This is a genomic window from Massilia sp. 2TAF26 (assembly GCF_052115005.1).
Lineage (GTDB): Bacteria > Pseudomonadota > Gammaproteobacteria > Burkholderiales > Burkholderiaceae_D > Telluria.
Genome location: NZ_JBFRFV010000035.1, coordinates 19107 through 45495, shown reverse-complemented (window position 1 = coordinate 45495; position 26389 = coordinate 19107). Strand labels below are relative to the sequence as shown.

Annotated in this window: 29 protein-coding genes; 16 read left to right on the top strand and 13 right to left on the bottom strand. The window is 65.3% G+C overall.

From position 1 onward, the window contains the following. The 8 genes from AB4Z32_RS24460 to AB4Z32_RS24425 form a co-directional block, all read right to left on the bottom strand. Nucleotides 1–746: bifunctional UDP-4-keto-pentose/UDP-xylose synthase (locus AB4Z32_RS24460; RefSeq protein WP_442124467.1), on the bottom strand; the 746-nt coding region annotated here is incomplete at its 3' end. Nucleotides 747–886: 140 nt separating this feature from the next. Beyond that, on the bottom strand, nt 887–2155 hold the full coding sequence (locus AB4Z32_RS24455) for a sensor histidine kinase (protein WP_442124466.1): 1269 nt from the start codon (nt 2153–2155) through the stop codon (nt 887–889). Next, nucleotides 2145–2837: a response regulator transcription factor gene (locus tag AB4Z32_RS24450; RefSeq protein ID WP_442124465.1), complete on the bottom strand. Its 693-nt coding sequence runs from the start codon at nt 2835–2837 to the stop codon at nt 2145–2147. The genes AB4Z32_RS24455 and AB4Z32_RS24450 overlap by 11 nt, the downstream gene beginning before the upstream one ends. A 43-nt stretch (nt 2838–2880) precedes the next feature. Continuing rightward, nucleotides 2881–3441, bottom strand: coding sequence for a YdeI/OmpD-associated family protein (locus AB4Z32_RS24445; protein ID WP_442124464.1), 561 nt, complete (start codon nt 3439–3441; stop codon nt 2881–2883). Next, nucleotides 3434–4723, bottom strand: a complete 1290-nt coding sequence (locus tag AB4Z32_RS24440; RefSeq protein WP_442124463.1) for an RNA polymerase sigma factor — start codon at nt 4721–4723, stop codon at nt 3434–3436. Before AB4Z32_RS24440 ends, AB4Z32_RS24445 begins: the two co-directional genes overlap by 8 nt. Then, nucleotides 4720–5568 (bottom strand): YciI family protein, encoded by an 849-nt coding sequence (locus AB4Z32_RS24435; protein WP_442124462.1) that lies wholly within the window; start codon nt 5566–5568, stop codon nt 4720–4722. Before AB4Z32_RS24435 ends, AB4Z32_RS24440 begins: the two co-directional genes overlap by 4 nt. A gap of 7 nt (nt 5569–5575) precedes the next feature. Continuing rightward, nucleotides 5576–6001 (bottom strand): YciI family protein, encoded by a 426-nt coding sequence (locus AB4Z32_RS24430; RefSeq protein ID WP_442124461.1) that lies wholly within the window; start codon nt 5999–6001, stop codon nt 5576–5578. Continuing rightward, nucleotides 5998–6501, bottom strand: coding sequence for a VOC family protein (locus tag AB4Z32_RS24425; protein WP_442124460.1), 504 nt, complete (start codon nt 6499–6501; stop codon nt 5998–6000). The genes AB4Z32_RS24430 and AB4Z32_RS24425 overlap by 4 nt, the downstream gene beginning before the upstream one ends. Nucleotides 6502–6837: 336 nt before the next feature. On the opposite strand from AB4Z32_RS24425, the gene htpG reads away from it, so the two are divergent. Continuing rightward, nucleotides 6838–8757, top strand: a complete 1920-nt coding sequence (htpG, locus tag AB4Z32_RS24420; RefSeq protein ID WP_442124459.1) for a molecular chaperone HtpG — start codon at nt 6838–6840, stop codon at nt 8755–8757. A gap of 49 nt (nt 8758–8806) precedes the next feature. On the opposite strand, the gene AB4Z32_RS24415 is transcribed toward htpG, so the two are convergent. Genes AB4Z32_RS24415 through kynB form a run of 5 tightly spaced genes read right to left on the bottom strand, consistent with a single transcriptional unit; the run spans nt 8807 to nt 13181 of the window. Next, complete coding sequence (locus AB4Z32_RS24415; protein WP_442124458.1) at nt 8807–9856, bottom strand: acyltransferase family protein; 1050 nt, start codon at nt 9854–9856, stop codon at nt 8807–8809. Nucleotides 9857–9870: 14 nt separating this feature from the next. Next, entirely contained in the window at nt 9871–10431 is a 561-nt protein-coding gene (locus AB4Z32_RS24410; RefSeq protein ID WP_442124457.1) for an RBBP9/YdeN family alpha/beta hydrolase, read from the bottom strand. After that, entirely contained in the window at nt 10428–11264 is an 837-nt protein-coding gene (gene kynA / locus AB4Z32_RS24405) for a tryptophan 2,3-dioxygenase (protein WP_442124456.1), read from the bottom strand. The genes AB4Z32_RS24410 and kynA overlap by 4 nt, the downstream gene beginning before the upstream one ends. Before the next feature lie 10 nt (nt 11265–11274). Continuing rightward, a complete protein-coding gene (gene kynU, locus AB4Z32_RS24400; protein ID WP_442124455.1) occupies nt 11275–12537 on the bottom strand; it encodes a kynureninase in 1263 nt (420 codons plus the stop codon). Next, the gene (gene kynB / locus AB4Z32_RS24395) at nt 12534–13181 is read right to left on the bottom strand and encodes an arylformamidase (protein ID WP_442124454.1); all 648 of its coding nucleotides are present in this window, start codon (nt 13179–13181) and stop codon (nt 12534–12536) included. The genes kynU and kynB overlap by 4 nt, the downstream gene beginning before the upstream one ends. A gap of 523 nt (nt 13182–13704) precedes the next feature. Here kynB and flhD point away from each other — a divergent pair. From flhD to AB4Z32_RS24320, 15 genes are all read left to right on the top strand, one after another. Further along, nucleotides 13705–14022: a flagellar transcriptional regulator FlhD gene (gene flhD / locus AB4Z32_RS24390; RefSeq protein ID WP_047826184.1), complete on the top strand. Its 318-nt coding sequence runs from the start codon at nt 13705–13707 to the stop codon at nt 14020–14022. Nucleotides 14023–14154: 132 nt separating this feature from the next. Next, nucleotides 14155–14703 (top strand): flagellar transcriptional regulator FlhC, encoded by a 549-nt coding sequence (gene flhC / locus AB4Z32_RS24385; RefSeq protein WP_442124453.1) that lies wholly within the window; start codon nt 14155–14157, stop codon nt 14701–14703. 13 nt (nt 14704–14716) lie between these two features. Next, on the top strand, nt 14717–15502 hold the full coding sequence (locus AB4Z32_RS24380) for a class I SAM-dependent methyltransferase (RefSeq protein WP_442124452.1): 786 nt from the start codon (nt 14717–14719) through the stop codon (nt 15500–15502). A gap of 110 nt (nt 15503–15612) precedes the next feature. Continuing rightward, nucleotides 15613–16473, top strand: a complete 861-nt coding sequence (gene motA, locus AB4Z32_RS24375) for a flagellar motor stator protein MotA (protein WP_442124451.1) — start codon at nt 15613–15615, stop codon at nt 16471–16473. Beyond that, nucleotides 16473–17501: a flagellar motor protein MotB gene (motB, locus tag AB4Z32_RS24370; RefSeq protein ID WP_442124450.1), complete on the top strand. Its 1029-nt coding sequence runs from the start codon at nt 16473–16475 to the stop codon at nt 17499–17501. The genes motA and motB overlap by 1 nt, the downstream gene beginning before the upstream one ends. A 25-nt stretch (nt 17502–17526) precedes the next feature. Then, entirely contained in the window at nt 17527–18075 is a 549-nt protein-coding gene (locus AB4Z32_RS24365; RefSeq protein ID WP_442124449.1) for a chemotaxis protein, read from the top strand. A 103-nt stretch (nt 18076–18178) separates the two neighbouring features. After that, nucleotides 18179–18544, top strand: a complete 366-nt coding sequence (locus tag AB4Z32_RS24360) for a response regulator (RefSeq protein ID WP_442124448.1) — start codon at nt 18179–18181, stop codon at nt 18542–18544. A gap of 31 nt (nt 18545–18575) precedes the next feature. Beyond that, on the top strand, nt 18576–20741 hold the full coding sequence (cheA, locus tag AB4Z32_RS24355; RefSeq protein ID WP_442124447.1) for a chemotaxis protein CheA: 2166 nt from the start codon (nt 18576–18578) through the stop codon (nt 20739–20741). Between the two features lie 25 nt (nt 20742–20766). Continuing rightward, a complete protein-coding gene (locus AB4Z32_RS24350) occupies nt 20767–21264 on the top strand; it encodes a chemotaxis protein CheW (protein ID WP_442124446.1) in 498 nt (165 codons plus the stop codon). Between the two features lie 66 nt (nt 21265–21330). After that, complete coding sequence (locus tag AB4Z32_RS24345; protein ID WP_442124445.1) at nt 21331–22182, top strand: CheR family methyltransferase; 852 nt, start codon at nt 21331–21333, stop codon at nt 22180–22182. Nucleotides 22183–22207: 25 nt separating this feature from the next. Beyond that, nucleotides 22208–22807, top strand: coding sequence for a chemoreceptor glutamine deamidase CheD (gene cheD / locus AB4Z32_RS24340; protein WP_442124444.1), 600 nt, complete (start codon nt 22208–22210; stop codon nt 22805–22807). A 14-nt stretch (nt 22808–22821) separates the two neighbouring features. Continuing rightward, the gene (locus tag AB4Z32_RS24335; protein ID WP_442124443.1) at nt 22822–23898 is read left to right on the top strand and encodes a protein-glutamate methylesterase/protein-glutamine glutaminase; all 1077 of its coding nucleotides are present in this window, start codon (nt 22822–22824) and stop codon (nt 23896–23898) included. Nucleotides 23899–24023: 125 nt separating this feature from the next. Then, on the top strand, nt 24024–24416 hold the full coding sequence (gene cheY, locus AB4Z32_RS24330) for a chemotaxis response regulator CheY (RefSeq protein ID WP_442124442.1): 393 nt from the start codon (nt 24024–24026) through the stop codon (nt 24414–24416). Between the two features lies 1 nt (nt 24417). Next, a complete protein-coding gene (cheZ, locus tag AB4Z32_RS24325; protein WP_442124441.1) occupies nt 24418–25050 on the top strand; it encodes a protein phosphatase CheZ in 633 nt (210 codons plus the stop codon). 64 nt (nt 25051–25114) lie between these two features. Further along, nucleotides 25115–26323: an EAL and HDOD domain-containing protein gene (locus AB4Z32_RS24320; RefSeq protein ID WP_442124440.1), complete on the top strand. Its 1209-nt coding sequence runs from the start codon at nt 25115–25117 to the stop codon at nt 26321–26323. Nucleotides 26324–26389: the final 66 nt, after the last annotated feature.

Here is a 26389-nt window from a genome sequence, read left to right as displayed (position 1 = left end):
CCGCTGGCCTTGCCGTCCTTGTTCTCGATGATCTTCATGAGGGCCTCGATGCCGTCATCGATATAGGTGAAGGCGCGCTTCTGGTGGCCGCCGTCGACCAGCGAGATGGTCTCGCCGCGCACGATGTGGCCGAAGAACTGGGTCAGCACGCGCGAGGAGCCTTCCTTCGGGGTGTGGATCGAATCCAGGCCGGCGCCGACCCAGTTGAAGGGGCGGAACAGGGTAAAGTTCAAGCCTTCCATGCCGTAGCCCCAGATCACGCGGTCCATCAGCTGTTTCGAGCAGGCGTAGATCCAGCGCGGCTTGTTGATCGGGCCGTAGACCAGCTCCGAATTCTCCGGATCGAATTCCTCGTCGTGGCACATGCCGTAGACTTCCGAGGTCGACGGGAACACCAGGTGCTTGCCGTACTTGGCGGCCGAGCGCACGATCGGCAGGTTGGCTTCGAAGTCGAGTTCGAACACGCGCAGCGGCTGCCGCACATAGGTCGAGGGCGTGGCGATGGCGACCAGCGGCAGGATCACGTCGCACTTCTTGACGTGGTACTCGACCCATTCCTTGTTGATCGTGATGTCGCCTTCGAAGAAGTGCATGCGCGACGCATATTCTTCATTCGCGAGAAGATCCCCGATGCGCTCGGAGTTCATGTCCATGCCGTAGACTTCCCAGTCGGTGGTCTCGAGGATGCGCTTGGACAGGTGGTGGCCGATGAAGCCGTTGACGCCGAGGATGAGGACTTTTTTCATGTGCTAGCTTTCAAATTGTCGCGGTGATGCGGTGGCGCGGCGTGTGCAATTGTAGTACGGCGCGCCGGGGCGCTCATCATAAACAATCGCCCGTGAAGAATTCGTGAATAAATAGTGAATTTTTCGTGAAATCCATGCTGTCAGGATCCTTTCAGGCCGAGCAGCACATGGGTGCCTGCGCCTTCGGCGCTATGAACCTCGATTTGCCAGCCGCAGCGCTCGCAGATCTTCTTCACGATCGCCAGGCCGATGCCGAAGCCGTCGCCGCGTCCGCCCGGTGCGCGATAGAAACGTTCAAAAACGTGGGGAAGGGCATCCGCGGCGATGCCGGATCCGGTGTCGTCGACCGACAGCGTGCCGTCGCGGTAGGCGATGCGGATCTCGCCATCTTCCGTGTGACGCAAGGCATTGTCGACCAGGTTGGACAGCACGATGCCGAGGGCCGGCGCGTTGGCATGGATGCATGCGTCCGCGGCGACGTCGACGACGATGCGCGCCGCCTGCTTTTCCAGCCGCTCGGCGTAGCGCTCGACGATGGCGCCGACGAGCTCCGCGAGCCGGACCGGCGGACCCACGGTCCCGGTCTCGTCGCGCGCGAGGGCGAGCAGGCACTCGACCAGGGCATGCATGTCCTCGGCCGCCTGCTCGATCTGCAGCAGGCGCTGGCGCGACTTGGCGTCGAGCGCGCCGGCCACCGGCTCCAGCAGCTCGCAGCTGGTGCGGATCCGGGTGAGCGGGGTGCGCAGCTCGTGGCTGACGTTGGCGGTGAACTCCTTCTCCCGCTCGACCATCGCAGCCATGCGGCAGTGGTAGTCGTTGACGGCTTCGGCCAGCCCGGCCACTTCGCGCTCGTCATAGCTGGCGGGATCGATCGCGGAGGCGGCGCCGGAGCGCAAGTCCTTCACCTGGCGCGCCAGGCCGCCGACCTGCCGCACCAGCAGCCCGGACAGCCAGTAGGCCAGCCAGACCGTCGGCAGGGCGAACAGCGCGGTGGCGAACATCAGCATGTTCATGCCGTTCTTGAAGTGCCTTTCGTAGACGCTGTAGTCGTAGGCGCGCACCACTCTTTCGCTGCCGAAGTGCGTCACCGCCAGATGGACCTCATGTCCATCCATCATGACTTCGTGCACGCCTTCCGGCAGCGTGGCCAGCGACGGCGGCAGCGTAAACCAGGCGCCGCCTTCCGCCGAGACCCGCGCGCCCACCTTCGGATCGAGCGGGGGCAGGGTTCCCGGTTCGTCGCGCCAGGACTGCAGCAGGTTGCGCATGTCGTCCTCGATGATCGCGTTGATCAGGCGTTCTTCCTGCCCTTCGGCCATGACGCGTATGCCGATCGCCTGCATGACCAGCAGCACCACGCAGGCGGCGAACAGCGCCAGCGCGACCTTCAGCCGCAGGCTAAGGCGCATCGTAGGGATTGCCGGCGCCGATGCGGTAGCCGATGCCGTGTATGGTCTCGATCGGGTTGGGCTCGCCCTCGGCGGTCAGGGCGCGGCGCAGGGTGTGCATGTGCGCGCGCAGGGTGTCGCTGTCGCGCAGCATCTCGCCCCACACGGCGGTTTCGAGTTCGGCGCGGCGCAGGACCTGGCCCGGAGTGGCCATCAGCAGCTGCAGCAGGTGCAGGCATTTGCGCGGCAGCCGGATCGGCCGGCCGGCGCGTTCCACCTCCAGCGTGCGCGGGTCGAGGGTGATGTCCCCGCAGCGCAGCGCGCCCGGAACGACTTGGCCATTGTGGCGCTTGATCAGCGCCGACAGCCGCGCGCCGACTTCCTTCAGCGAAAACGGCTTGACCAGGTAATCGTCGGCGCCGTGGCCGAAGCCTTCCAGCTTGTCGTCCAGCGTGTCTTTCGCCGTCAGCATCAGGACCGGGGTGTCGCGGCGCGCTTCCTCGCGCAGCTTGCGGCACAGGGTGAAGCCGTCCATGCCGGGCAGGGCGACGTCGAGCAGGATCGCGCTCCATTGGGCGCTGACCGCATGATGCAGGCCGGTCACGCCGTCGGCCGCATGTTCCGGGGTATAGCCCGAGGCTTCGAGGTAATCGTAAAGATTGGCTGCGATGGCCGGGTCGTCTTCGATGATGAGTACGCGCATGAGGTGTGCAGGAGGAGGACGAAGCCTCCATCATGCCATACCTTTAGAGCCGGCGGCCCGCCGCGCAGGCGTCGACCAGCCGCTCCAGGCGGGCGGCGCGGGTTTCGGGCCTTTTCGCACTCGTTATCTGGTGCAGCACGCGCCGGCGGTAGCCGGGCGGGCAGCCGTCGAAATAGGTCCAGGCGGCCGGCTGTTCGCGGAAGCGCGCCAGCTCGGCGGTGGAAAGTTCGGCCGGCGTTTCCCGCTCGTGCGAGTACACGCGCGAACGCTCCTCGGAACGGCGCGCGAAGGCGGCCTCGCCGGCCGGCGCCATCAGGCCCTGCTCCCTCAGCGTCGCCACCTTGTCGATGTTGACCGCGCTCCAGATCGAGCCGGGCTTTCGCGGCGTGAAGCGGATCGTGTAGCGTTCATCGTCGACGCGCTTGCGCACGCCGTCGATCCAGCCGTAGCACAGGGCCTGGTCGACCGATTCGGACCAGCTCATGCTGGGGCGGCCGCTGCCGACCTTGTGGAAGCCGACCAGCAGTTCCGCCGCTTCGTGCGCGTGCGCGGCCAGCCAGGCACGGAAGGCGCCGGCATCGTCGAAGTAGACGGGATCACTCACCGATGCGGACCTTCTCGTCGCGCGCCCGCGCCAGCAGCAGTCTGCGTTCGCGCTCGTTCTGCGTGAGGCCGGCGGCGCGTTCGAATTCGGCGCGCGCCTCGGCGTGGCGGCCCAGTTTGGCCAGCAGGTCGCCACGCACGCTGGGCAGCAGGTGGTAGTTGGCCAGCCGCGGTTCGTCCAGCAGCTGGTCGGCCAGCGCCAGGCCCTCGGCCGGGCCGTAGGCCATGCCCAGCGCCACCGCGCGGTTCAGTTCGACGATGGGCGAGGGCAGCAGGGCGGCCAGGGCGTCGTACAGCGCGGCGATGCCGGCCCAGTCGGTGGCGTCCGCCGTCAGCGCGCGCGCATGGCAGGCGGCGATCGCGGCCTGGAGGCCGTAGGGGCCGAGGCTGCCCAGGCGGCCGGCGCGCTCCAGCGCCGCCAGGCCGCGCCCGATCAGGAGCCGGTCCCAGCGGCTGCGGTCCTGGTCCAGCAGCAGCACCGGTTCGCCGTTCGGGCCGGTGCGGGCGCGCTCGCGCGAGGACTGGATCTCCATCAGCGCGACCAGGCCGTGCACTTCGCCTTCCTCGGGGGCCAGCTCGGCCAGCACCCGGCCCAGGCGCAGCGCCTCGCGGCACAGGCCCGGCCGCAGCCAGTCGGCGCCGGCGCTGGCGGAATAGCCTTCGTTATAGATCAGGTAGATCACCTGCAGCACCGAGGCCAGGCGCGGCTTGCGTTCTTCGCCGCGCGGCACCTCGAAGGGCACCCTGGCCTCCGCCAGGGTGCGCTTGGCGCGCACGATGCGCTGGGCCACCGTGGCTTCCGGCACCAGGAAGGCGCGCGCGATCTCGGCGGTCGACAGGCCGCCGATCAGCTTGAGGGTGAGCGCCGCGCGCGCCTCGCCGGACAGCACCGGATGGCAGGAGACGAAGATCAGGCGCAGCACGTCGTCGTCGATCTCGTTGTCCGCCATCTGCGCCAGTTCGGCCAGCTCGTCGGGCTGGCGCTGGCCGTCGCGCAGCTGTTCGTCCATCTCCCACGACAGCTCGCCCTCCTTTCCGGCGCGCATGCTGGCGTGGCGCAGGTGGTCGAGGGCGCGGTGCTTGGCCACCTGCATCAGCCAGGCGCCCGGCCGGTCCGGTACGCCGCCGGACGGCCAGCTTTCCAGCGCCTGCAGCATGGCGTCCTGGGCCAGCTCCTCGGCGATACCGACGTCACGCAGCATGCGTGTCAGCGCGCCGACGATGCGCGCCGACTCCATGCGCCAGACCGCTTCGACGACGCGGCCGATGTCGCTTCCGCTCATGCCTGCACGGATACCTTGCGCAGGGCGGCGTCGAGCTGTTCGGCGCGCAGGCTGGCGTCGGCGCGGCGCTGCTCGTCGTCCATGGCCGGCGCGAGGTCGTCGAGCGTCATCGCTTCGCGGATCTCGACTTCGACATGCGGGCCGGTCGGATAGGGCAGGGTGCGCGCCCAGGCGATCGCATCCGCCATCGAGCCGGCCCGGATCATCCAGAAGCCGGCGATCAGCTCCTTGGCTTCCGCGAAAGGGCCGTCGATGACGTCCGTCTTGCCGCCTTTGAAATGGAGGCGGGCGCCGCGTGCGCTGGACTTCAGGCCGTCGCCGGCCAGCAGCCTGCCCTGTGCCGCCTGCGCCGCGTTGAAGGCGTTCAGGTCGTCGAGCATCTGCTGCGGCGGGATGCGGTCGCGCTCCGTGCCTTCGTCCGAACGCAGGAGGATGACGTAGCGCCGGTCGCCATCGTCGTCGGCCGGCGTGACCTGGGCGCAGCCGCCCGGGCAGCCGGTCTCGCGCAGTTCCAGCACCGCTTCGCCGGTCGGCTGCACGTCGCTCTGCGGCCAGCGCTTCAGCTGCTCGATCGCGGCTTCCTTCGACGCCGCCTCGAACACCGTGAAGCCGGCCACCAGTTCCTTGGCCTCGGCGAAGGGGCCGTCGGTGACGGTGTCGACGCCCGGACCCAGCTTCAGGCGCACGGCGCGGCTGCTGGGGCGCAGGCCCAGGGCCAGCCCCAGCCGGCCCTGGTCCGCCAGCGCCTGGTTGAATTGCTCCATGTCGGCGAGGCCCTGGGCGGACGGCGGCGCGCCCGCTTCGGTGGCCTCGTCGGCCTTGCGGATGACCATGAACTGCATCATCGTCTCCTCAGCGCGCCGCGGCCTGCTCGCGCCGGCGCTCTTCCTGTTCGCGCAGCTCGGGTGTGAGCGCGTCGCCGAAATCCTCGGCAGAAAAGATCTGGCGGATCTCGATGTTGCCCGGCTTCCCGCCGTAGGGATTCGGGCAGCGCCGCATCCACTCGATCGCTTCCTGCTTCGAGCTGACCTCGATGATCCAGAAGCCGGCAATCAGCTCCTTGGACTCGGTGAATGGACCGTCGACCACGGTGCGCTTGTCGCCGTCGAAGACGATGCGCGCGCCCCTGCTGGTCGGGTGCAGGCCTTCGCCGGCCAGCAGCACGCCGGCCTTGACCAGTTCTTCGTTGAACTGGCCCATCTCGGCAAGCTGCTGTCGGGTGGGCATGACGCCGGCCTCGGTGTCGGCATTGGCCTTGACGATCACCATGAATTTCATTGCTGCGCTCCCTGCTGGTCGCCGCAGCCCTGGCTCTGCTGCATCGCCTTCTGCATCTCTTCCTGCATCTGCTCGGGCGTCATGTCGCGCTTGTGGGTCGCGATCGACCAGCGGTGGCCGAAGGGGTCTTCGACCTGGCCGTAGCGGTCGCCCCAGAACATGTCTGCCATCGGCATGACGGGTTTGGCGCCGGCCGCCACCGCCTGCTGCCAGGTCGCGTCGGCATCGTTCACGTACAGGTGGATGAAGACCGGGGTGCCTTTCAGGGCCAGCGGACCGTTGCTGCCCCAGTCGGGAAAGTCGTCGGCCAGCATGACGCGCGAGTCGCCGATGCGGATCTCGGCGTGCATGATCTTGCCGCCGGGGCCGGGCATGCGGCCGATCTCGGTGGCGCCGAAGGCTTTCTTGTAGAACTCCAGCGCCGCGGCCGCGCCGGCGCACACGAGGTGGGGCGTGACGGTGTGGAAGCCTTCGGGGATGGCACGTACCTGTTCTTGCATGATGGATCTCCTTATCCGGTTGTTTTGGGGCCTGCTATCACTACGACGAAGCATGCGGCCCGGTTTCGACATCGCCAGGCCAAAATATTTTCGGAATTTTCGATACGGTATGACGACTGTCGTACGAAGTCGAGAAAAAGATATCCAACAGCGAGGTTTTTCGCAGTCAGGCGCGCTCTATGCGCAGTGCATAACAACCGTAGGCGGTAAGGCATGCCGCCCGCATCCCGCTTCTTGCCGCCAAATCTTTCTCTTTAAAAATGACTCTTGAAATCCTTATTCGTATCCCAATATCGTCCCGGTCTGTTTAACCCCTGAACATAACGAGGACATAAGATGGCTGTTGCCGAAAAAGAAACCCTTGGCTTCCAAGCAGAAGTAAAACAGCTGCTGCAACTGATGATTCACTCCTTGTATTCGAACAAGGAAATCTTCTTGCGCGAACTGATCTCGAACGCCTCCGACGCCGCCGACAAGCTGCGCTTCGAGGCGATCAACAACGATGCCCTGTACGGCAACGATCACGAACTGAAGATCAAGGTCTTGTTCGACAAGGAAGCGAAAACCATCACGATCTCGGACAACGGCATCGGCATGAGCCGTGACGAGGTGATCTCGCACCTGGGCACCATCGCCAAGTCGGGCACCAAGGAATTCTTCAGCAAGCTGTCCGGCGACCAGCAGGCGGACGCCGCCCTGATCGGCCAGTTCGGCGTGGGCTTCTACTCGGCCTTCATCGTGGCCGACCGCGTCACCGTCGAGACCCGCCGCGCAGGCAGCCCGGCTTCCGAGGCGGTGCGCTGGGAATCGACCGGCGAAGGCGACTACACGATCGAAGCGATCGAGAAGACCAGCCGCGGCACCGACATCATCCTGCACCTGCGCGAAGGCGAGGACGAGCTGCTGTCGTCGTGGAAGCTGAAGTCCATCATCCGCAAGTACTCGGACCACATCTCCCTGCCGATCGTGATGAAGAAGGAAGAGTGGGACGAAGAGAAGAAGGAAACCGTCGTCAAGGACGAATTCGAGACCGTGAACCAGGCCTCGGCGCTGTGGGCCCGCTCGAAGTCGGACATCACCAAGGAGCAGTACGAGGAGTTCTACAAGCACATCTCGCACGACTTCCAGGCGCCGCTGGCATACACCCACAACCGCGTCGAAGGCCGCAGCGAATACACCCAGCTGCTGTACGTGCCGAGCCACGCGCCCTTCGACCTGTGGGACCGCAACAAGCGCGGCGGCATCAAGCTGTACGTGAAGCGCGTGTTCATCATGGACGACGCCGAGCAGCTGATGCCGGTCTACCTGCGCTTCGTGAAGGGCGTGATCGACTCGAACGACCTGCCGCTGAACGTCTCGCGCGAAATCCTGCAGGAGTCGCGCGACGTGCGCGTGATCCGCGAAGGCTCGACCAAGCGCGTGCTGGGCATGCTGGAAGAGATGGCGAATTCGGACGAGCAGGAAGGCAAGGATAAATACGCGACCTTCTGGAAGGAGTTCGGCCAGGTGCTGAAGGAGGGCATCGGCGAGGACGCCACCAACAAGGACCGCATCGCCAAGCTGCTGCGCTTCGCCTCGACGAATACCGACTCCAGCGAGCAGACCGTGTCCTTTGCCGACTACGTGTCGCGCATGAAGGAAGGCCAGGAGAAGATCTACTACGTCACCGCCGACAGCTACACCGCGGCGAAGAACAGCCCGCACCTGGAGATCTTCCGCAAGAAGGGCGTGGAAGTGCTGCTGCTGACCGACCGCGTCGACGAGTGGATGCTGTCCTTCCTGAACGACTTCGACGGCAAGGAACTGGTGTCGGTCGCCAAGGGCGGCCTGGACCTGGGCAAGCTGGAAGACGAGGCCGAGAAGAAGGAACACGAAGAGACCGAGACCCAGTACAAGGACCTGGTCGAGAAGATGAAGGGCGCGCTGGCGGATAAGGCCAAGGACGTGCGCGTGACGTTCCGCCTGACCGACTCGCCGGCCTGCCTGGTGGCGGACGAGCACGAGCTGTCGGCCAACCTGGTGCGCATGCTGAAGGCGGCCGGCCAGGACGCGCCGGAGTCGAAGCCCATCCTCGAGATCAACCCGAACCACCCGCTGGTGACGCGCCTGAAGTACGAAGACGCGGACCAGGCGCGCTTCGGCGACTGGGCCCACATCCTGTTCGACCAGGCCATGCTGGCCGAGGGCGGCAACCTGAGCGATCCGGCTTCGTTCGTGAAGCGCCTGAACGAGATGCTGCTGGCGACCGCGAAGTAATCAGTCGAGCATCATGAAAACGGCCGGTGCAGCGATGCCCGGCCTTTTTTTACTTTCGGAGGCGGCGCTGCAGCGCGTCGGTCAGCGGCTGCAGCACGGCCGCCGTCGCCGCGATCGCCAGCGCGAGCCCCAGCAGCACGGCCGGATCGCCGCGCCGGAAGGTGAGCAGCGCCTGGCAGGCGCAGATCACCAGGCTGTGCGAGAGGTAGAGCGTGAAGGTGTGCGCCGACACGAAGCGGATGGTCCGTGCGGCGCCCAGCAGCCGGGTGAAGCCGGCGTGGCGTGCGCAGGCGAAATTCGCCAGTACCAGGATCGCCACCAGATAGTCGGACAGTACGCGGTCGGCGCTGCCCATGCGGATGCCGGGGAAGGGCCAGGCGGCGCGCGCCACCAGCCGCAGCCGCTGTTCCGGGTCGTACCAGGTCCACAGGGCCGCCAGCAGCAGCGTGACGGCCCAGCCGGCGCGGGCGATACCGCGCGGGATGACCTGCGTCTTCTGCCAGCGGTACAGGAAGACCCCGGACAGCCACAGCGGCAGCAGCAGCCACAGCCTGGGACCCATCAGGGCAAGCACGGCCAGGCCCAGCAGGCGCCGGTGTCCCTTCAGGTAGTGCATCGCGCCGAACAGCACGTAGTACCAGGCTTCGTAGTTCAGCGACCAGTAGGGTACCAGCCAGGGCGGCACCTCGACGAAGCTCCACAGTTCGCCCAGGAACAGCAGGTGGAAGGGGATGTAGAGCCAGGGCTTGTGCAGCTGGTAGGCGCCGTTTACCGGCAGGTGGAGCAGCTTGATGGCCAGCGCCGCCAGGCCGAAGGCCAGCGCCAGCATCGGCAGTACCACCGAATACAGGCGCGCACAGCGGGCCCTGACGTAGTCGCCCAGCGAGGGGTTGCGTTGCTCGGCGCTGTAGGCGATCACGAAGCCGGACAGCACGAAGAAGGCGATCACGGCTTCGCGCCCGAGGTCGGCGACATGGGCGATCTGGTAGTCGTCGAAGATACGGAAATAGCCGAAGTGGGCCATCACGACCGCGCAGGCGGCCAGGATGCGGACCAGGTCGAGGTAAAGCGAAAACGGCTTGTCCAGCCCGGCCTTCACGGCCGGGGCGGCGCTCAGGGGTGCAATGTCGAGCAGAAGTCCTCCAGCATCCGCTCGCCCTCCGGCCACGGCCCGTAGCCGCTGGCGCCGTTGATGTGTCCCGCGTCGCCGATCTCCACCAGCCTGCTGCCCCAGGCGCCGGCAAAGGCGCGCGCGCGTTCGATGTGCAGGTATTCGTCGTTGGTGCTGGCCACGACCATCGAAGGGAAGGGCAGCGCCTGCATCGGGATCGGCGTGAAGCCGTTCGCGGCGGCCGGATAGGAGGGCGCTTCGACGTCGCTGGGCGCCACCAGGAAGGCGCCGGCGATCCTCAGCGGCGAGCCGGCCTGGAGGCAGGCCCATTGCGCCCACTGCGCCACCAGCATGCAGCCCAGGCTGTGGGCGACCAGGATGGGCCGGCCTTCGCAGGCCGCGATCGCGGCATCCAGCTCCGCCACCCACTCATCGCGTTGCGGGTTGTTCCAGTCGCGGTGGGCGACCCGTTCCCATTTCGAGTACTTGCCTTCCCAGTGGGTCTGCCAGTGCTGCGGGCCCGAGTTCCAGAGGCCGGCCACGATCAGGATGTCGCATTTCATAAGGCGGTCCTCAGTGCAAACAGTTCCGGGAACAATACCACGTCGAGCATCTTGCGCAGGTAGCTGACGCCGGCGGTGCCGCCGGTGCCGGTCTTGAAGCCGATGATGCGCTCCACCGTCGACACGTGGCGGAAGCGCCAGGTGCGGAAGGCGGTCTCCATGTCGACCAGCTTCTCGGCCAGCTCGTACAGGGCCCAGTGGTGTTCGGGGTCGCGGTAGACCTCGAGCCAGGCCGCCAGCACCGAGTCGTCGTGGACGGTCGGCTGGGTCGGATCGACATCCAGGCGCGCCTGCGAGACCGGCAGGCCCGAACGCGCCAGCAGCCGCACCGCCTCGTCGTAGATCGAGGGCGCGTGCAGCTCGCGTTCGAGCAGGGCGTGGTGCTCGGGCATGACCTGGTGCACCGCCAGCATGCTGGCGTTCTTGTTCCCGAGGATGAATTCCAGTTCGCGGTACTGGAAGGACTGGAAGCCGCTCGACGCGCCCAGGTAGGGGCGGATCGCGCTGTACTCGGGTGGGGTCATGGTGGCCAGCACGTCCCAGGCATGCACCAGCTGGTCCATGATGCGCGCCACCCGGGCCAGCATCTTGAAGGCCGGCGGCAGTTCATCCTTGCGGATCTGTTCGCGCACCGCCTGCAGTTCGTGCAGCATCAGTTTGATCCACAGCTCGCTGGTCTGGTGCTGGATGATGAACAGCATCTCGTTGTGGTTCGGCGACAGCGGGTGCTGGGCGCTCAGGATCTGGTTCAGGCCCAGGTAGTCGCCGTAGCTCATGGACTCCTTGAAGTCCATTTTCGCGCCATGCCACTCGGCTTTCTTTTGATCGTCCATGTCGGCTCCTTCAGGTCACCGCGCCGCGCGCCGCATGGGCGTCGTAGCTCTCGTTGTCGAGGATGTCGCGCAGGATCTCGACCGCATCCCAGACGTCGGCGTAGCGCGTGTACAGCGGCGTGAAGCCGAAGCGCATGATCTCCGGCTCGCGGTAGTCGCCGATCACGCCGCGCTCGATCAGGGCCTGCATCACCGCATAGCCTTGCGGGTGGGTGAAGCTGACCTGGCTGCCGCGGCGCGCATGCTCGCGCGGGGTCACCAGGCCGAGCGGGTGTTTCGCGCAGCGCGCTTCGACCAGGGCGATGAAGAGGTCGGTCAGGGCCAGCGACTTGGCGCGGATGGCCTGCATGTCGGTCTCTTCGAAGATCTCCAGTCCGCACTCGACCATGGCCAGCGAGGTCACCGGTTGGGTGCCGCACAGGGCGCGGCCGATGCCGTCCGCCGCCGTGAAGCCGTGCGACATCGCGAATGGCGCCGCATGGCTCCACCAGCCGGTCAGCGGATGGCTGAAGGCCGCCTGGTGGCGCTGCGGCACCCAGATGAAGGCCGGGGCCCCGGGGCCGCCGTTCAGGTATTTATACGTGCAGCCGACCGCGAAATCGGCCCCGGCGCCGTGCAGGTCGAGCGGGACCGCGCCGGCCGAGTGGGCCAGGTCCCAAACCGCCAGCGCGCCGGCTTCCTGGGCGTGCCGGGTCAAGGCCGCCATGTCGTGCTGCCAGCCGGTGCGGTAGTTCACGTGGGTCAGCATCAGGACCGCGCAGTCGGCGTCCACCGCGGCCGCGATCTCTTCCACGCTGTCCACCAGGCGGATCGAATAGCCGCGGTCGAGCCAGCGCGCCAGGCCGTCCGCCATATAGATGTCGGTCGGGAAGTTGCTGCGCTCGGTGACGATGAGCTTGCGTTCCGGCGCTTTCCGGCGCTGGATCTCCAGCGCGGCGGCCAGCGCCTTGAACAGGTTCAGCGAGGTGGTGTCGGTGACCACGACTTCGCCGACATGCGCGCCGATGAGCGGGGCGAGGCGGTCGCCGAGGCGCTTGGGCAGGTCGAACCAGCCGGCGGTGTTCCAGCTCTTGATCAGGTCCTGGCCCCATTCCAGGGCCACCACCTCGTGGACACGGGCCAGGGATGCGCGCGGACGGGCACCCAGCGAATTACCGTCCAGGTAGATCACGCCGTCGGGCAGTTCGAAGCGGTCGCGCAGCCGCGCCAGCGGATCCTGGGCGTCGAGGGCGGCGCAATCGGCGCGCGAGGATATCGATACTTTAGTGTTCATGCGTTCTCCGTGGCGGGCAGGGCGCGCAGGATCGCGCGTACCGGGCTGGCATCCATGCCGGCCAGTTTCAGGGGCAGGGCGATCAATTCATAGTCGCCGGGCGGCACCTCGTCCAGCACCACGCCTTCGAGGATCGCCAGGCCGTGGCGGCGCACCGCGTGGTGGGCGTCCAGGGTTTTCGAGTCCTGCGGGTCGAGCGAGGCGGCGTCGGTGCCGACCAGGACCACGCCCCTGGCGGCCAGCAGGGCGATGGTCTCGGGGGCGATGGCCGGAAAGGCCGGGTCCCAGGCCTGCCGGGGCGCGCTGGCGTAGGTACGCAGCAGCACCCGGGGAGGCGTGCCGTCCAGCCGGGCTTCGATGTCCTCCGGCCTCACCGTCTTGACGCCGACGCAGTGGATGACCCGGCAAGGGCCGAGATAAGGCGTGAGTTCGACGGCGTCGATGCTGCGGCCCGTCGGATCGTAATGGGATGGCGCGTCGGTGTGGGCGCCGAGGTGGGTGGTCATGGTCATGCGGCTGACATGGACCGGGCAGCCATCCCGGATTTCCCAGGTGGGGCTGGCCTCGAAAGGGGTGTCGCCGGGCCAGACCGGGATGCCGGCCGAAATCGTCGGGCTGATATCCCAGAGTGTAGGTGCGGGCATGCGTATATAGGAATGAATGCGCGAAGCCGGCAGTGTAGCAAGAAATGCATGATCAAAAAAATTTTCGCGAGAACCCTAAAGTTCCCCGAAACCCGTCCGATAACTCATCCAGATGCCCGCGATTCGGTCGAAAATTTTTTTTGCGAAAAAGCCTAAAGTTCTCGAAAAGCCATCCGATAACGGTCTGTAGAGGGACTTGAGGCAGTAAAAAAGTCGAAAAATATTTTGATTCGACCCTAAAGTTCCCAAAACGGTTGACGTTAACCAACACAGACGCAGATTCTTCTCGGCGTCGACTGGCCCGAGAAGGCCGATTTATTGAACATCTACATCCGCCCGTTTTCATAGGGGCGCGACCCCGATCCGGGAGGGTTTGTCAGACAAACTCCTACGGGTCGTCTTCGTCTTTGCCGGACGAAAAATACAGACACTCTCCAATACACTAAAAGTTTCCTCACAGTCAGAATCTATCTCAACGGCAACACAAACCGCCGACCAGATAGATCACACCGGAGAGATGGAAATGACTGCGAACGACATGATGGCTGAAATTCGTGATGCTAACCTGAGCTACCTGATGCTCGCCCAGCAGATGATTCGCGCCGACAAGGTCACCGCAATTTTCCGCCTCGGCATCTCGGCCGACATCGCCGACCTGATCGAAGGCATGAGCAACGCCCAGATCCTGAAGCTCGCCGGCGGCAACATGATGCTGGCCCGCTTCCGCTTCGACGACACCGCCATCCTGTCGATGCTCACCAGCCACAGCAAGGACCGCGCCCTGGCGCAGTCGCACGCCGCCATCCTGATGGCCGGCCAGCCTGCAGAAGAAATCGCCTAAACCTCCCCGCTGCCCGGCCCCCCGCTACCTGGTTAGCACCGGGGTAGAGCAGAGTTAGCGCTGGAGTCAGAGCCCGAACTTGCTTTTTTGAGGCTCTGACCCCGATTTGAAGCCACCAGGAGTGAGTAAGTCATGAGCAAAAAAAGCGTAGTCTCGGAAGCCCAGGAAATCCAGCTGGCCATCGAACTGATCCAGCTCGGCGCCCGCCTGCAACTGCTGGAAAGCGAAGTCTCGCTGTCGCGCGAGCGCCTGCTCAAGCTGTACAAGGAACTGAAGGGCGTGTCGCCGCCGAAGGGCATGCTGCCGTTCTCGACCGACTGGTTCCTGACCTGGCAGCCGAACATCCACTCCTCGCTGTACATCAATATCTACAAGTTCCTGGTCGAGCACGCCAACGCCACCGGCGTCCATGCCGTGATGAAGGCCTACAAGCTCTACCTGGAACAGATGCCGCCGGAGCCGGGCGAAGAGCCGCTGCTGTCGTTGACCCGCGCCTGGACCCTGGTGCGCTTCTTCCAGGGTGGCATGCTGGTGCTGGCGCCTTGCTCGAAATGCAAGGGCAAGTACGTGGTCAATGCGCTAGACCTGAATAACGACTACCAGTGCGGCCTGTGCCACATGCCTTCGCGCGCCGGCAAGACCCGCAAGGCCAAGGACGCCGCCGCGCTCGCCGCCGCCTGATCCGTTTCTCCCGGTGAGCGCCGCCGCCTCGCGCCGGATCCGGCGCGCCCCCGCCATCCGCGCGCTGCTGCTGCAAATCCTTGCCTTCCCCCTGATGCTGGCCACGGTGTGGCTGCTGGCGCGGGCCGGCATGCCGCTGTCCCTGTTCGGCGTGACCCTGGTCCAGGGCGCCTGGGCGGCGCTGCTGTCCTGGCGCGCCGGGCTGGCGAGCTGGTGGCGCGCCATCCAGTTCCAGTTTCCGCCAGCCCTGCTGCTGGCGCGGCAGGGCGCCGACGCCCTGGCCCTGCCGCCGGCGGCCTTCCTGGCCGTGTTCCTGTTCCTGCTCCTTCTATATTGGTCGACCTTCCGCACCCAGGTGCCGTACTACCCGTCCGGACGCCGGGTCTGGGATGCGGTTGCCGCGCAGTTGCCGGCCGACCGGCCGCTGCGGATCGTCGACATCGGCAGCGGCCTCGGCGGCCTGGTGCTGGAGCTGGCGGGCCGCCGTCCCGACTGCGAAGTCACTGGCATCGAGCTTGCGCCCTTGCCCTGGCTGGCCAGCAGCCTGCGCGCCAGGCTGGCGGGAAGCCGGGCGCGTTTCCTGCGCGGCGATTACGAAAACCTCAATTTCGGCAATTTCGACGTGGTCTTCGCCTACCTGTCGCCGGCCGCCATGGACGCCCTGTGGCGCAAGGCCGCGGCCGAAATGCGTCCCGGCAGTGTACTTATCAGTTACGAATTTACTATTGCCGGGCGCGAGCCCGAGCAGCGCCTTGTAACTGGCGATAGCAGGAAAATTCTTTACATTTGGCACTTTTGAGCCACATTCCCGGCACTTTTACTTGCCCGTAGTTCATTCTCAAGCTAATCTAGTTCCCTACGTAAATATTTCAACCGGGCACGTCCCCGGCTTCACAGAACGGGAGTCCCGTGTTTGTCATTGTTGGTTACGTCATAGTCGTCGCGTCCGTGATTGGCGGTTTCGTCCTGAGCGGCGGCCATGTGGCTGCGCTCATGCAGCCGCTCGAAGTGCTGATGATCGCCGGCGCCGCTCTGGGCGCTTTCTTCGTCGGGAATACCCCGAAGGCCGTGAAGGCCACCATGAAAGCGATCCCGACCCTGTTCAAGGGCTCGAAGTACACGCGCGAGATGTACATGGAGCTGATGTCGCTGATGTTCGACGTGCTGTCCAAGGTCCGCAAGGAAGGCCTGATGTCGATCGAAGGCGACATCGAGACCCCGGAGCAGAGCCCGGTGTTCTCGAAGTATCCGATGGTGCTGGCCGACCACCATATCGTCGAATTCATCACCGATTACCTGCGTCTGATGGTTTCCGGCAACATGGATGCCTTCCAGATCGAGAACTTGATGGACAACGAGATCGAGACCCACCATCATGAGGGCCACGTCCCGGCCCAGTGCATCGCCAAGCTCGGCGACGGCCTGCCGGCTTTCGGTATCGTGGCCGCGGTGATGGGAGTGGTGCACACCATGGAATCGGTCGGCGCGCCGCCGGCGGAGCTGGGCATGCTGATCGCGCACGCGCTGGTCGGCACCTTCCTCGGCATCCTGCTGGCCTACGGCTTCGTCGGTCCGCTGGCCAGCCTGCTGGAACAGAAACTGGAGGAGTCGACCAAGATGTTCCAGACCGTGAAGGTGACCCTGCTGGCCAGCCTGAATGGCTATGCACCGGCGCTGGCGGTCGAATTCGGCCGCAAGGTCCTGTACTCGACCGAGCGTCCGACCTTCGCGGAGCTCGAAGACCACATCAAGAAAGCGAAGAGCAAGTAATGGCGGACGAAGGCCAGCGGCCAATCATCGTCAAGAAGATCAAGAAGGGCGGCCACGGACACCACGGCGGCGCCTGGAAGATCGCCTACGCCGACTTCGTGACGGCGATGATGGCCTTCTTCCTGCTCATGTGGCTGCTCGGCTCGACCACCAAGGGCGACATGGAAGGCATCGCCAACTACTTCAAGACCCCGCTGAAGGTCGCCATGCAGGGCGGCTCGGGCAGCGGCGACAGCGCTTCGATCCTGCGCGGCGGCGGCCAGGACCTGACGCGCCGTAACGGCCAGGTCAAGAAGGGCGAGATCGAAGCCGACAAGAAGACCTACGACCTGAAGGCCGCGCGCGCCGCGCTGGAACACGAGGAAGCGGCCAAGCTGCAGAAGCTGAAGGAACGCATCCAGGCGACCATCGACGCCAATCCGGTCCTGAAGAAGTACAAGAACCAGCTGCTGCTCGACGTCACCAGCGAAGGCCTGCGCATCCAGATCGTGGACGAGAAGAACCGCCCGATGTTCGAGAGCGCCAAGGCCGAGCTGCAGCCCTACACCCGCGACATCCTCGACGTGCTGGCGCTGGTGCTGAACGACGTACCCAACCGCCTCAGCCTGTCGGGCCATACCGATTCCACGCCCTACCAGACCGAGTCGGGCTACAGCAACTGGGAACTGTCGGCCGACCGTGCCAATGCCTCGCGCCGCGAACTGGTGCGCGGCGGCCTGGCCGAGTCCAAGGTGCTGCGCGTGGTCGGCCTGGCGGCCGCCAACCACCTCGATCCGAAAGATCCGTTCAATCCGGTCAACCGCCGCATCAGCATCCTGGTGATGAACAAGCGCACCGAGGAATCGGTGCTGCGCAACGGCGGCAACGGCGGCAATTCGCTGGACGTGCCGGACGATGCCGACGGCGCCGTGAAAGCGGTGGCACAGGCGACGGGTGTCGGGATGGCGCCACCCGTCGGGCGGCGGCCCGACGCGCCAGCGGCAGCGGGGCGCAGTCCCATGGCGGCTCCGGAACAGGCGGCGAAGTAAGGCGCGGAGTGTACTGGAGGACTCAATGACAAGAAAAAAGATTTTAGGGTCACACGTGAAGCGCCTGCTGTCGGGCGTGTCCGACCACGGTCGGCGCCACCTGAACGAGGTCGAGACCGACCTGGTGCAGACCACGCTGCTGCTCGAGGAAGCCGTCGAGAAGCTCACCTCCAGCTTCATGGCGATCCACCAGGCGGTCGACGCGCGCCAGCAGAGCATCAACCGCCTGCTGGCCGGCGAAGCCCCGTCGGCCGAGGAAAGCGAGAAGCTGACCGGCATGTCGGGCGAGATCGGCCAGCACGTGAACTCGGCGATCACCAGCATGCAGTTCCAGGACATGACCAGCCAGCTGCTCGACCGCACGCTGCGCCGTGTGTCCGGCCTGCGCGAATTCCTGACCACGCTCGGCGAGCACGGCGCCGACATCGCGCCCGACAGCCACAGCGAGGAAATCGTCGAGCGCCTTGGCAAGGTCAGCATGGCGCTGGCGATCCAGTCGCTCGAGCTGCGCAGCATGTTGAGGAAGTCGGTGGAGCAGCGGCATTTGGAGAGTGGCGACGTCGAGCTGTTCTGACCGTATCTGGCTAAACGAACGATAACTATGAAATTCGGGGTCAGAGCCCCTTTAAAAGAAGAACCGGGCTCTGACCCCTTCCCCCCCGAGGAGCACACAGAAAATGGCAAAAACGATTCTTGCGGTTGACGATTCCAGTTCCCTGCGCCAGATGGTGGCGTTCAGCCTGAAGGCCGCCGGCTACCAGGTGGTGGAGGCTGTCGACGGCCAGGATGGCCTGGACAAGGCGAAGCAGCAGACCGTGGACCTGGTCCTGACCGACCAGAACATGCCGAAGATGGACGGCCTCACGCTGATCAAGTCGCTGCGCGCGCTGCCGACCTACCAGAAGGTGCCGATCCTGATGCTCACCACCGAATCGTCGGACGAGATGAAATCGAAGGGCCGCGCCGCCGGCGCCAACGGCTGGCTGGTCAAGCCCTTCGATCCGCAGCGCCTGATCGAGGTGGTCAAGAAAGTCATCGGCTAAGCCGATCAGCGACAAGCGATAAGCGACAATCATGACCATCGACATCAGCCAGTTCTACCAGGTCTTTTTCGACGAGGCGGAAGAACTCCTCGCCGAGAAGGAGCGTCTGCTGCTGGCCGTCGATATCGCCGCGCCGGACGCGGAAGACCTGAATGCGATCTTTCGCACCGCTCACTCGATCAAGGGCGGGGCCTCGACCTTCGGCCTGAACGACATGAGCGAAGTGACCCACGTGCTGGAGTCGCTGCTGGACCGCATCCGCAAGGGCGAGATGGCGCTCACGAGCCAGCACCTCGACGCCTTCCTGGCCGCCAAGGACATCCTCAAGATGCAGCTCGACGGCCACCGCAACGGCGCCTTCGTCGACCAGGAAGCCGTCGCCAACGTGCGCATGATGCTGCACGAGCTGTCCGAAGGCGTCATCGTGCCGAGCCACCAGCCGACCGTGCCGTCATTCCTGCACGCCGAGCAGAAGCAGGAAGTGCGCGAAGGCGCGCACCGCTACAAGATCGAGCTGCCGGAGATTCCCAAGCGCGACGTCGACGCCCTGGTCGACGAACTCGGCCTGCTGGGCCGCGTCTCGGTGACGCCGCTGGCCGGCGGCCGCAGCGCCCTGATCATCATGACCCACGAATCGCTCGACGACATCGTCGCGATCTGCTCGTTCGTGCTGAATCCCGAGGACCTGAAGATCTTCGAGGCCCCGCCGCTGACGCCGGAGCAGCGCGCCATCGAAGCCCTTGAACGCGCCCGCATCGAGGACGAGCAGGGCTACGGTTTCTTCGATCCCTCCGATCCGGTCGATGCGCCGCAGGTCGAGCAGTCCGACGACGAGCGCGGCTACGGCTTCTTCCAGCCGATCGAACAGATCCGCCTCGAAGCCGGCATCGTCGCCGAAGCGACGCCCCTGCCTGCCGTGCAGATCCGCCAGGAAGCGCTCGAAGCGATCGAGGTGGCCTCGGAGAAGAAGGCCGCCAAGAAGGCCGCCGACGCCGCCCACGCGCACGCCGAATCGAGCTCGATCCGCGTCTCGATCGAGAAGGTCGACCAGCTGATCAACCTGGTCGGCGAACTGGTGATCACCCAGGCCATGATCGAGCAGCGGAGCGACGGCCTCGATCCGATGATCCACCAGCGCCTGCTCGCTTCGGTGTCGCAGCTGACCCGCAATACCCGCGACCTGCAGGAAGCGGTGATGTCGATCCGCATGATGCCGATGGACTTCGTGTTCTCGCGCTTCCCGCGCATGGTGCGCGACCTCGCATCCAAGCTGGGCAAGAAGGTCGACTTCATCACCAACGGCGCCGCCACGGAGCTGGACAAGGGCCTGATCGAGCGCATCGTCGATCCGCTGACCCACCTGGTGCGCAACTCGATCGACCACGGCATCGAGATGCCGGCCGCCCGCGTGGCCGCCGGCAAATCGGAGTCGGGCCGCCTGTTCCTGTCCGCCGCCCACCAGGGCGGCAATATCGTGATCGAGGTGGCCGACGACGGCGGCGGCCTGAATCGCGAGCGGATCCTGGCCAAGGCCAGGGAGAACGGCCTGGCGGTGTCGGAGAACATGACGGACGCCGACGTCTGGCAGCTGATCTTCGCGCCGGGCTTCTCGACCGCGGAAATCGTCACCGACGTCTCCGGCCGCGGCGTCGGCATGGACGTCGTCAAGCGCAACATCACCCAGATGGGCGGCACCATCGACATCCGCTCGGCCAAGGGCTTCGGCACCACCATCCTGATCTCGCTGCCGCTGACGCTGGCGATCCTGGACGGCATGTCGATCCGCTGCGGCGACGAGATCTACATCCTGCCGCTCGGCTTCGTGGTCGAGTCCCTGCAGCCGGCACGAAGCGACGTCAAGGAGATCGCCGGCCAGGGCAGGGTGGTCAAGGTGCGCGGCGAATACCTGCCGCTGGTTCCGCTGCACCAGATGTTCAACATCGCGCCCTGCTTCACCGATCCTGCCGAAGGCATCCTGGTGATCCTCGAGACCGAAGGCCGCAAGGCCGCGCTGTTCGTCGACGAACTGGTCGGCCAGCAGCAGGTCGTGGTGAAGAACCTCGAATCCAACTACCGCAAGGTGGCCGGGATCTCCGGCGCCACCATCCTCGGCGATGGCGGCGTGGCGCTGATCCTGGACGTGGCGGCGCTGCTGCGCTCGTCGCGTCAGCTGACGGACGATACCGTCGTTTTATAAAAACTCTCTGAACCTAGGAACCGACATGTCCACTCAACCGACCACCAAACCGGCCGACGCTCGCGACGGCAGCGGCAGCGAATATCTCGCCTTCACCCTCGGCTCCGAGGAGTACGGCATCGACATCCTGAAAGTGCAGGAGATCCGCGGCTACGAAGCCGTGACCCGCATCGCCAACGCCCCCGAATTCATCAAGGGCGTAATCAACCTGCGTGGCATCATCATTCCGGTGGTGGACATGCGCATCAAGTTCAACCTTGGCACCCCGACCTACGACCAGTTCACCGTCGTGATCATCCTGAACATCGGCGGCCGCATCATGGGCATGGTCGTGGACAGCGTGTCGGACGTCACCACCCTGATGCCGGAGCAGATCAAGCCGGCGCCGGAAATGGGCACCGCCTTCAATTCCGACTACCTGATGGGCCTCGGCACCGTCGACGAGCGCATGCTGATCCTGATCGACATCGACCGCCTGATGTCGTCCAGCGAAATGGGCCTGATCGACAAGATGGCAGCCTGAGTACGACAGGGTACCGGATTCGCGGCGCAGGGATAGCTTCGTCTTTACAGATCCAAAGGTAATAACGTGCCGCTTCATACCAAGCAGGAAACAGGCAAGGAATTCGAGTTCACACGCGCCGACTTCGAGCGCGTGCGCGGCCTGATCTACCAGCGCGCCGGCATTTCGCTGGCCGACAGCAAGCAGGAGATGGTCTACAGCCGGCTTGCGCGCCGCCTGCGCGCAACCGGCATCGAGTCCTTCTCGCGCTATCTCGACGGCCTCGAAGCCGGAAGGATGCCGCACGAGTGGGAAGCCTTCACGAATGCGCTGACCACCAACCTGACCTCGTTCTTCCGCGAGGCCCATCACTTCCCGCTGCTGGCCGAGCACGCGCTCAAGGCGCGCCGCCGGCATGCCGGGCCGCTGACGATCTGGTGCTCGGCCAGCTCCACCGGCGAAGAACCGTACTCGATCGCGATGACCCTGTGCGAGGCCTTCGACACGCTCACGCCGCCGGTGTCGATCATCGCCACCGACATCGACACCAACGTGCTGGCCACCGCCGGCGCCGGCGTCTATCCGATCGAACGGGTCGAGAAGCTCGAGACCGCGCGCCTGCGCCGCTTCTTCCTGAAAGGGAAGGGCGCCCAGGAGGGCCTGGTGCGGGTGCGCCCCGAGCTGCGCCAGCTGGTCAGCTTCCGCCCGCTCAACCTGCTGGCCGACGGCTGGGACCTGAAGGGACCGTTCGACGCGATCTTCTGCCGCAACGTGATGATCTATTTCGACAAGGCCACCCAGCGCAAGATCCTGTCGCGCTTCGTGCCCCTGATGAAGCCGGACGCCCTGCTGTTCGCCGGGCACTCCGAGAACTTCCTGTATGTGTCCGACTCGCTGCGCCTGCGCGGCAAGACGGTGTATGAACTGAGCCACGGCTGACCGTCGCTACACTCCGGTACCTATCATGGATACGAACAGCCAATTCGCCACCAACGTCTATTACGACCGCACCTTCGACTGCGACGCTGCCAAGATCCTGCCCGGCGAGTACTACTACACCGGGAAGGACATGCTGATCGTGACGGTGCTGGGCTCCTGCGTCTCGGCCTGCATCCGCGACCGCGTCAGGGGGCTGGGCGGCATGAACCACTTCATGCTGCCGGACGGCGGCGATCCCGGCAACCCGGTGTCGGCCTCGATGCGCTACGGGACCTATGCAATGGAAGTGCTGATCAACGACCTGCTGAAGGCGGGCGCCCGCCGCGAGCACCTGGAAGCCAAGGTCTTCGGCGGCGGCGCCGTGCTGCGCGGCTTCTCGGCCATGAACGTCGGCGAGCGCAACGCCTCCTTCGTGATGCAGTTCCTGAAGACCGAACGGATCCCGGTGCTGGCCGAAGACCTGAACGACATCTACCCGCGCAAGGTGTACTTCTTCCCGCGCACCGGCAAGGTGCTGGTCAAGAAGCTGATGCAAACCCATAACGATACGCTGGCGAAGCGCGAGCTCGATTACGCCAGCCGCCTCAAGGTCGCGCCGGTCGGCGGCGACATCGACCTGTTCTGACGAAAGGGCCCCACATGAATTCCACGAACAAGATCAAGGTGGCGATCGTCGACGACTCGGCCCTGATCCGCAGCGTGATGACCGAGATCGTCAATTCCCAGCCCGACATGGAAGTGGTCGGGGTGGCCCCCGATCCGCTGGTCGCGCGCGAACTGATCAAGCGGGTCAATCCCGACGTCCTCACGCTCGACGTCGAGATGCCGAAGATGGACGGCCTCGACTTCCTCGAAAAGCTGATGCGCCTGCGCCCGATGCCGGTGCTGATGGTGTCCTCGCTGACCGAGCGCGGTTCCGAGATCACCATGCGCGCGCTGGAACTGGGCGCGGTGGACTTCGTCACCAAGCCGAAGATCTCGATCCAGGCCGGGATGCGCGAGTACACGGAACTCATCACCGACAAGATCCGCGGCGCCGCGCGCGCCCGCATCAAGCCGCGCACCCTGCATGCACCGAGCCAGGGCGCGCCGCTGCCGCAGCTGCGCAGCCCCCTGACCTCGTCGGAAAAACTGATCATCATCGGCGCCTCCACCGGCGGCACCGAGGCGATCCGCGAATTCCTGATGCAGATGCCGTCCGACTGCCCGGGCATCCTGATCGCCCAGCACATGCCGGAAGGTTTCACCAGCTCCTTCGCCAAGCGCCTGGACTCGCTGTGCCGCATCAGCGTCAGCGAAGCCCAGGGCAACGAGCGCGTGCTGCCCGGTCACGCTTATATTGCGCCGGGCCACTCCCATTTGCTGCTGTCTCGTTCGGGCGCGAACTACATGACCAAAATCGAGCAGACCGAACCGGTGAACCGCCACCGGCCTTCGGTGGACGTGCTGTTCCGTTCGGCCGCCCAGGCGGCGGGCAAGAATGCGGTCGGGGTGATCCTGACCGGCATGGGCAAGGACGGCGCCCAGGGCATGCTGGAAATGAAGCAGGCCGGCGCCTACAACTTCGCCCAGGACGAGGCTTCCTGTGTCGTGTTCGGCATGCCGCGCGAGGCGATCGCCATCGGTGCCGCCCATGAAGTGGGCGCCCTGACGGCCCTGCCGGGCATGGTGCTGGGCCAGCTGGCCGCCCAGGGCGGCCGGGCGTTGCGTGTTTGATCCGCGCGAGCGTCTTAACCCTCGGTTTTATCGCCGTAGAGCAACAAAAATGCTATGCTTAGGCCTGCTTTCGCAGTGTCGAAGTCCAACCAACACATACAGATAAAGTAACAACGGAGTATTTCATGGCTGATCCAAAGATGCGTTTTTTAGTTGTTGACGATTTTTCGACGATGCGGCGCATCGTGAAGAATCTGCTGAAGGAACTGGGTTACGCCAACGTTGACGAAGCCGAAGACGGCGTCCAGGGACTGGCCAAGCTGCGCAGCGAGCAATTCGACTTCGTGGTGTCGGACTGGAACATGCCGAACATGGACGGCCTGACCATGCTGCAGAACATCCGCGCCGATCCCGCCCTGGCCAGCCTGCCGGTGCTGATGGTGACCGCCGAAGCCAAGAAGGAAAACATCATCGCGGCCGCCCAGGCCGGCGCCAACGGTTACGTGGTGAAGCCTTTCACCGCGGCGACGCTGGACGAAAAGCTGAACAAGATTTTCGAAAAGATGGGAAAGGCCTGAAATGACTGAGCAGACGGCCGATTCGGGCTCGCACGACGAGGTCCTGAGCCGGATCGGGCACATGACCCGAGCGCTGCACGAGAACCTGCGCGGACTGGGCCTGGACAAGCTGATCGAAAAGGCCGCCAGCGACATCCCGGATGCGCGCGACCGTCTCGATTACGTGGCGCGCCTGTCGGAACAGGCTGCCAAGCGCGTGCTGGACGCCACCGACGCCGCAGGTCCCCTGCAGGACGGCATCGACGCCTCGGCCGTGGAGCTCGGCCGTTCGTGGCAGTCGCTGCTGGACAGCGGCGAGGGCAGCGCGGAATGGCGCGCAATGGCCGAGAAGACCCTCGCCAGCCTGGCCGGATCGCGCAGCGCCGCCAGCGCCACCAAGGGCCACCTGATGGACATCATGATGGCCCAGGACTTCCAGGACCTGACCGGCCAGGTGATCAAGCGCATCACCGGCATCGCCCAGAACCTCGAAAAGCAGCTGGTGCAGGTGCTGGTCGATTTCGCGCCGGCCGAGGTCAAGCGCGAGTTCGATAACAGCCTGCTCAACGGCCCGCAGATCAAACCGGAAGGCAACGCCGAAGTCGTCGCCGACCAGGGCCAGGTCGACGACCTGCTCGACAGCCTCGGCTTCTAAGCTTCACATCCCGGTGCGCCAGCGGACGGCGCATCGCCCTGTTTCACCTCGGCGCTTATCAATAATGCATCAAACCAACTTCATCGTCCGTGAACCTTTGCTTGACCCCAAGCAACGCGTAATTGGTTACGAACTCTGCTGGCAGCAGCAGAGCGGAAGGGAAGTGGGCGCCGACGATCTCGAGTCGCTGGTCGGCTTCGTCGCCGAGCAGCTGGTCGACGAGGAAAACGGCTGGCTGCTGCGCGACAAACTGCTGTTCCTCGACGCCGTGCCGGCCATGCTGTCGACCGACGCCCTGCACGCGCTGCCACCGGAGCGCACCGTGCTGTCCCTGAGCGTTCGCGACCTCGCCAACGTCGACACCCGCGCCGCCGTGCAGGCCCTGCGCGCCGGCGGCGTCGGCATCTCGCTGCGCGGCGCCAACCTCGACCTGCTGGGCCGCAACCTGTCGATCATCGCTTCCTACGCCGAAGTGCGCTTCAGCGGCGCCGACGTGGCGACGCAGGCCCGTACCTACGCCACCGTCAAGCAGTCGACCCTGCGCATGGTGGGCCGCCCGGTCGCCACCTGGGCCGACTTCGACGCCTGCGCGGCGCTGGGCCTGGACGCCTTCGTCGGCAAGCTGCACCTGACCCCGCGCGAGGGCGGCAATGTGAAGGGCATGAACCCGGCCCAGGCCATCATCCTGCAGCTGATGCAGATGGTGCAGAACAACGAGGACGTGCCGAAGATCGAGGCCGTGCTCAAGCGCGACCCGGCCCTGATCTACAAGCTGCTGCGCTTCATCAACTCCGCCGGCTTCGGCGCCGGCCGCCAGGTCGAGTCGCTGCGCCAGGCCATCGCCATGCTGGGCTATGCGCCGCTGTACCGCTGGCTGGTGCTGCTGCTGGCCACCGCCAGCTCGAGCGGCTACTCGCCGGTGCTGATGGAAACCGCCGTGGTGCGCGCCCGTTTGTGCGAGCTGCTGGGCCAGAGATTCCTGCCGCGCGCGGAAAGCGAATACCTGTTCGTGGCCGGCATGTTCTCGCTGCTGGACCGCCTGCTGGGCCTGCCGATGAAGGAAGTGCTGGACACCATCCAGCTGCCGGACGAGGTGGTGCGCGCGCTGCTGACGCGTGGCGGCGTGTATGGACCCTACCTGGCGCTGGCCGAGGCCTGCGAGCTGAATTCGAACCTGGTGGCGTCGATGGCGGCGTCGCTGGAGATCAGTCCGCTGGATGTGAACAAGGCCCATTTGAGTGCGCTGGCTTGGGCGCAGAGTGTTACCACCTGATTTTGGGCCGCGGCGTCTACCGTCGTCCCCGCGAAGGCGGGAACCACGGTGAAGTTTTGCCATCCG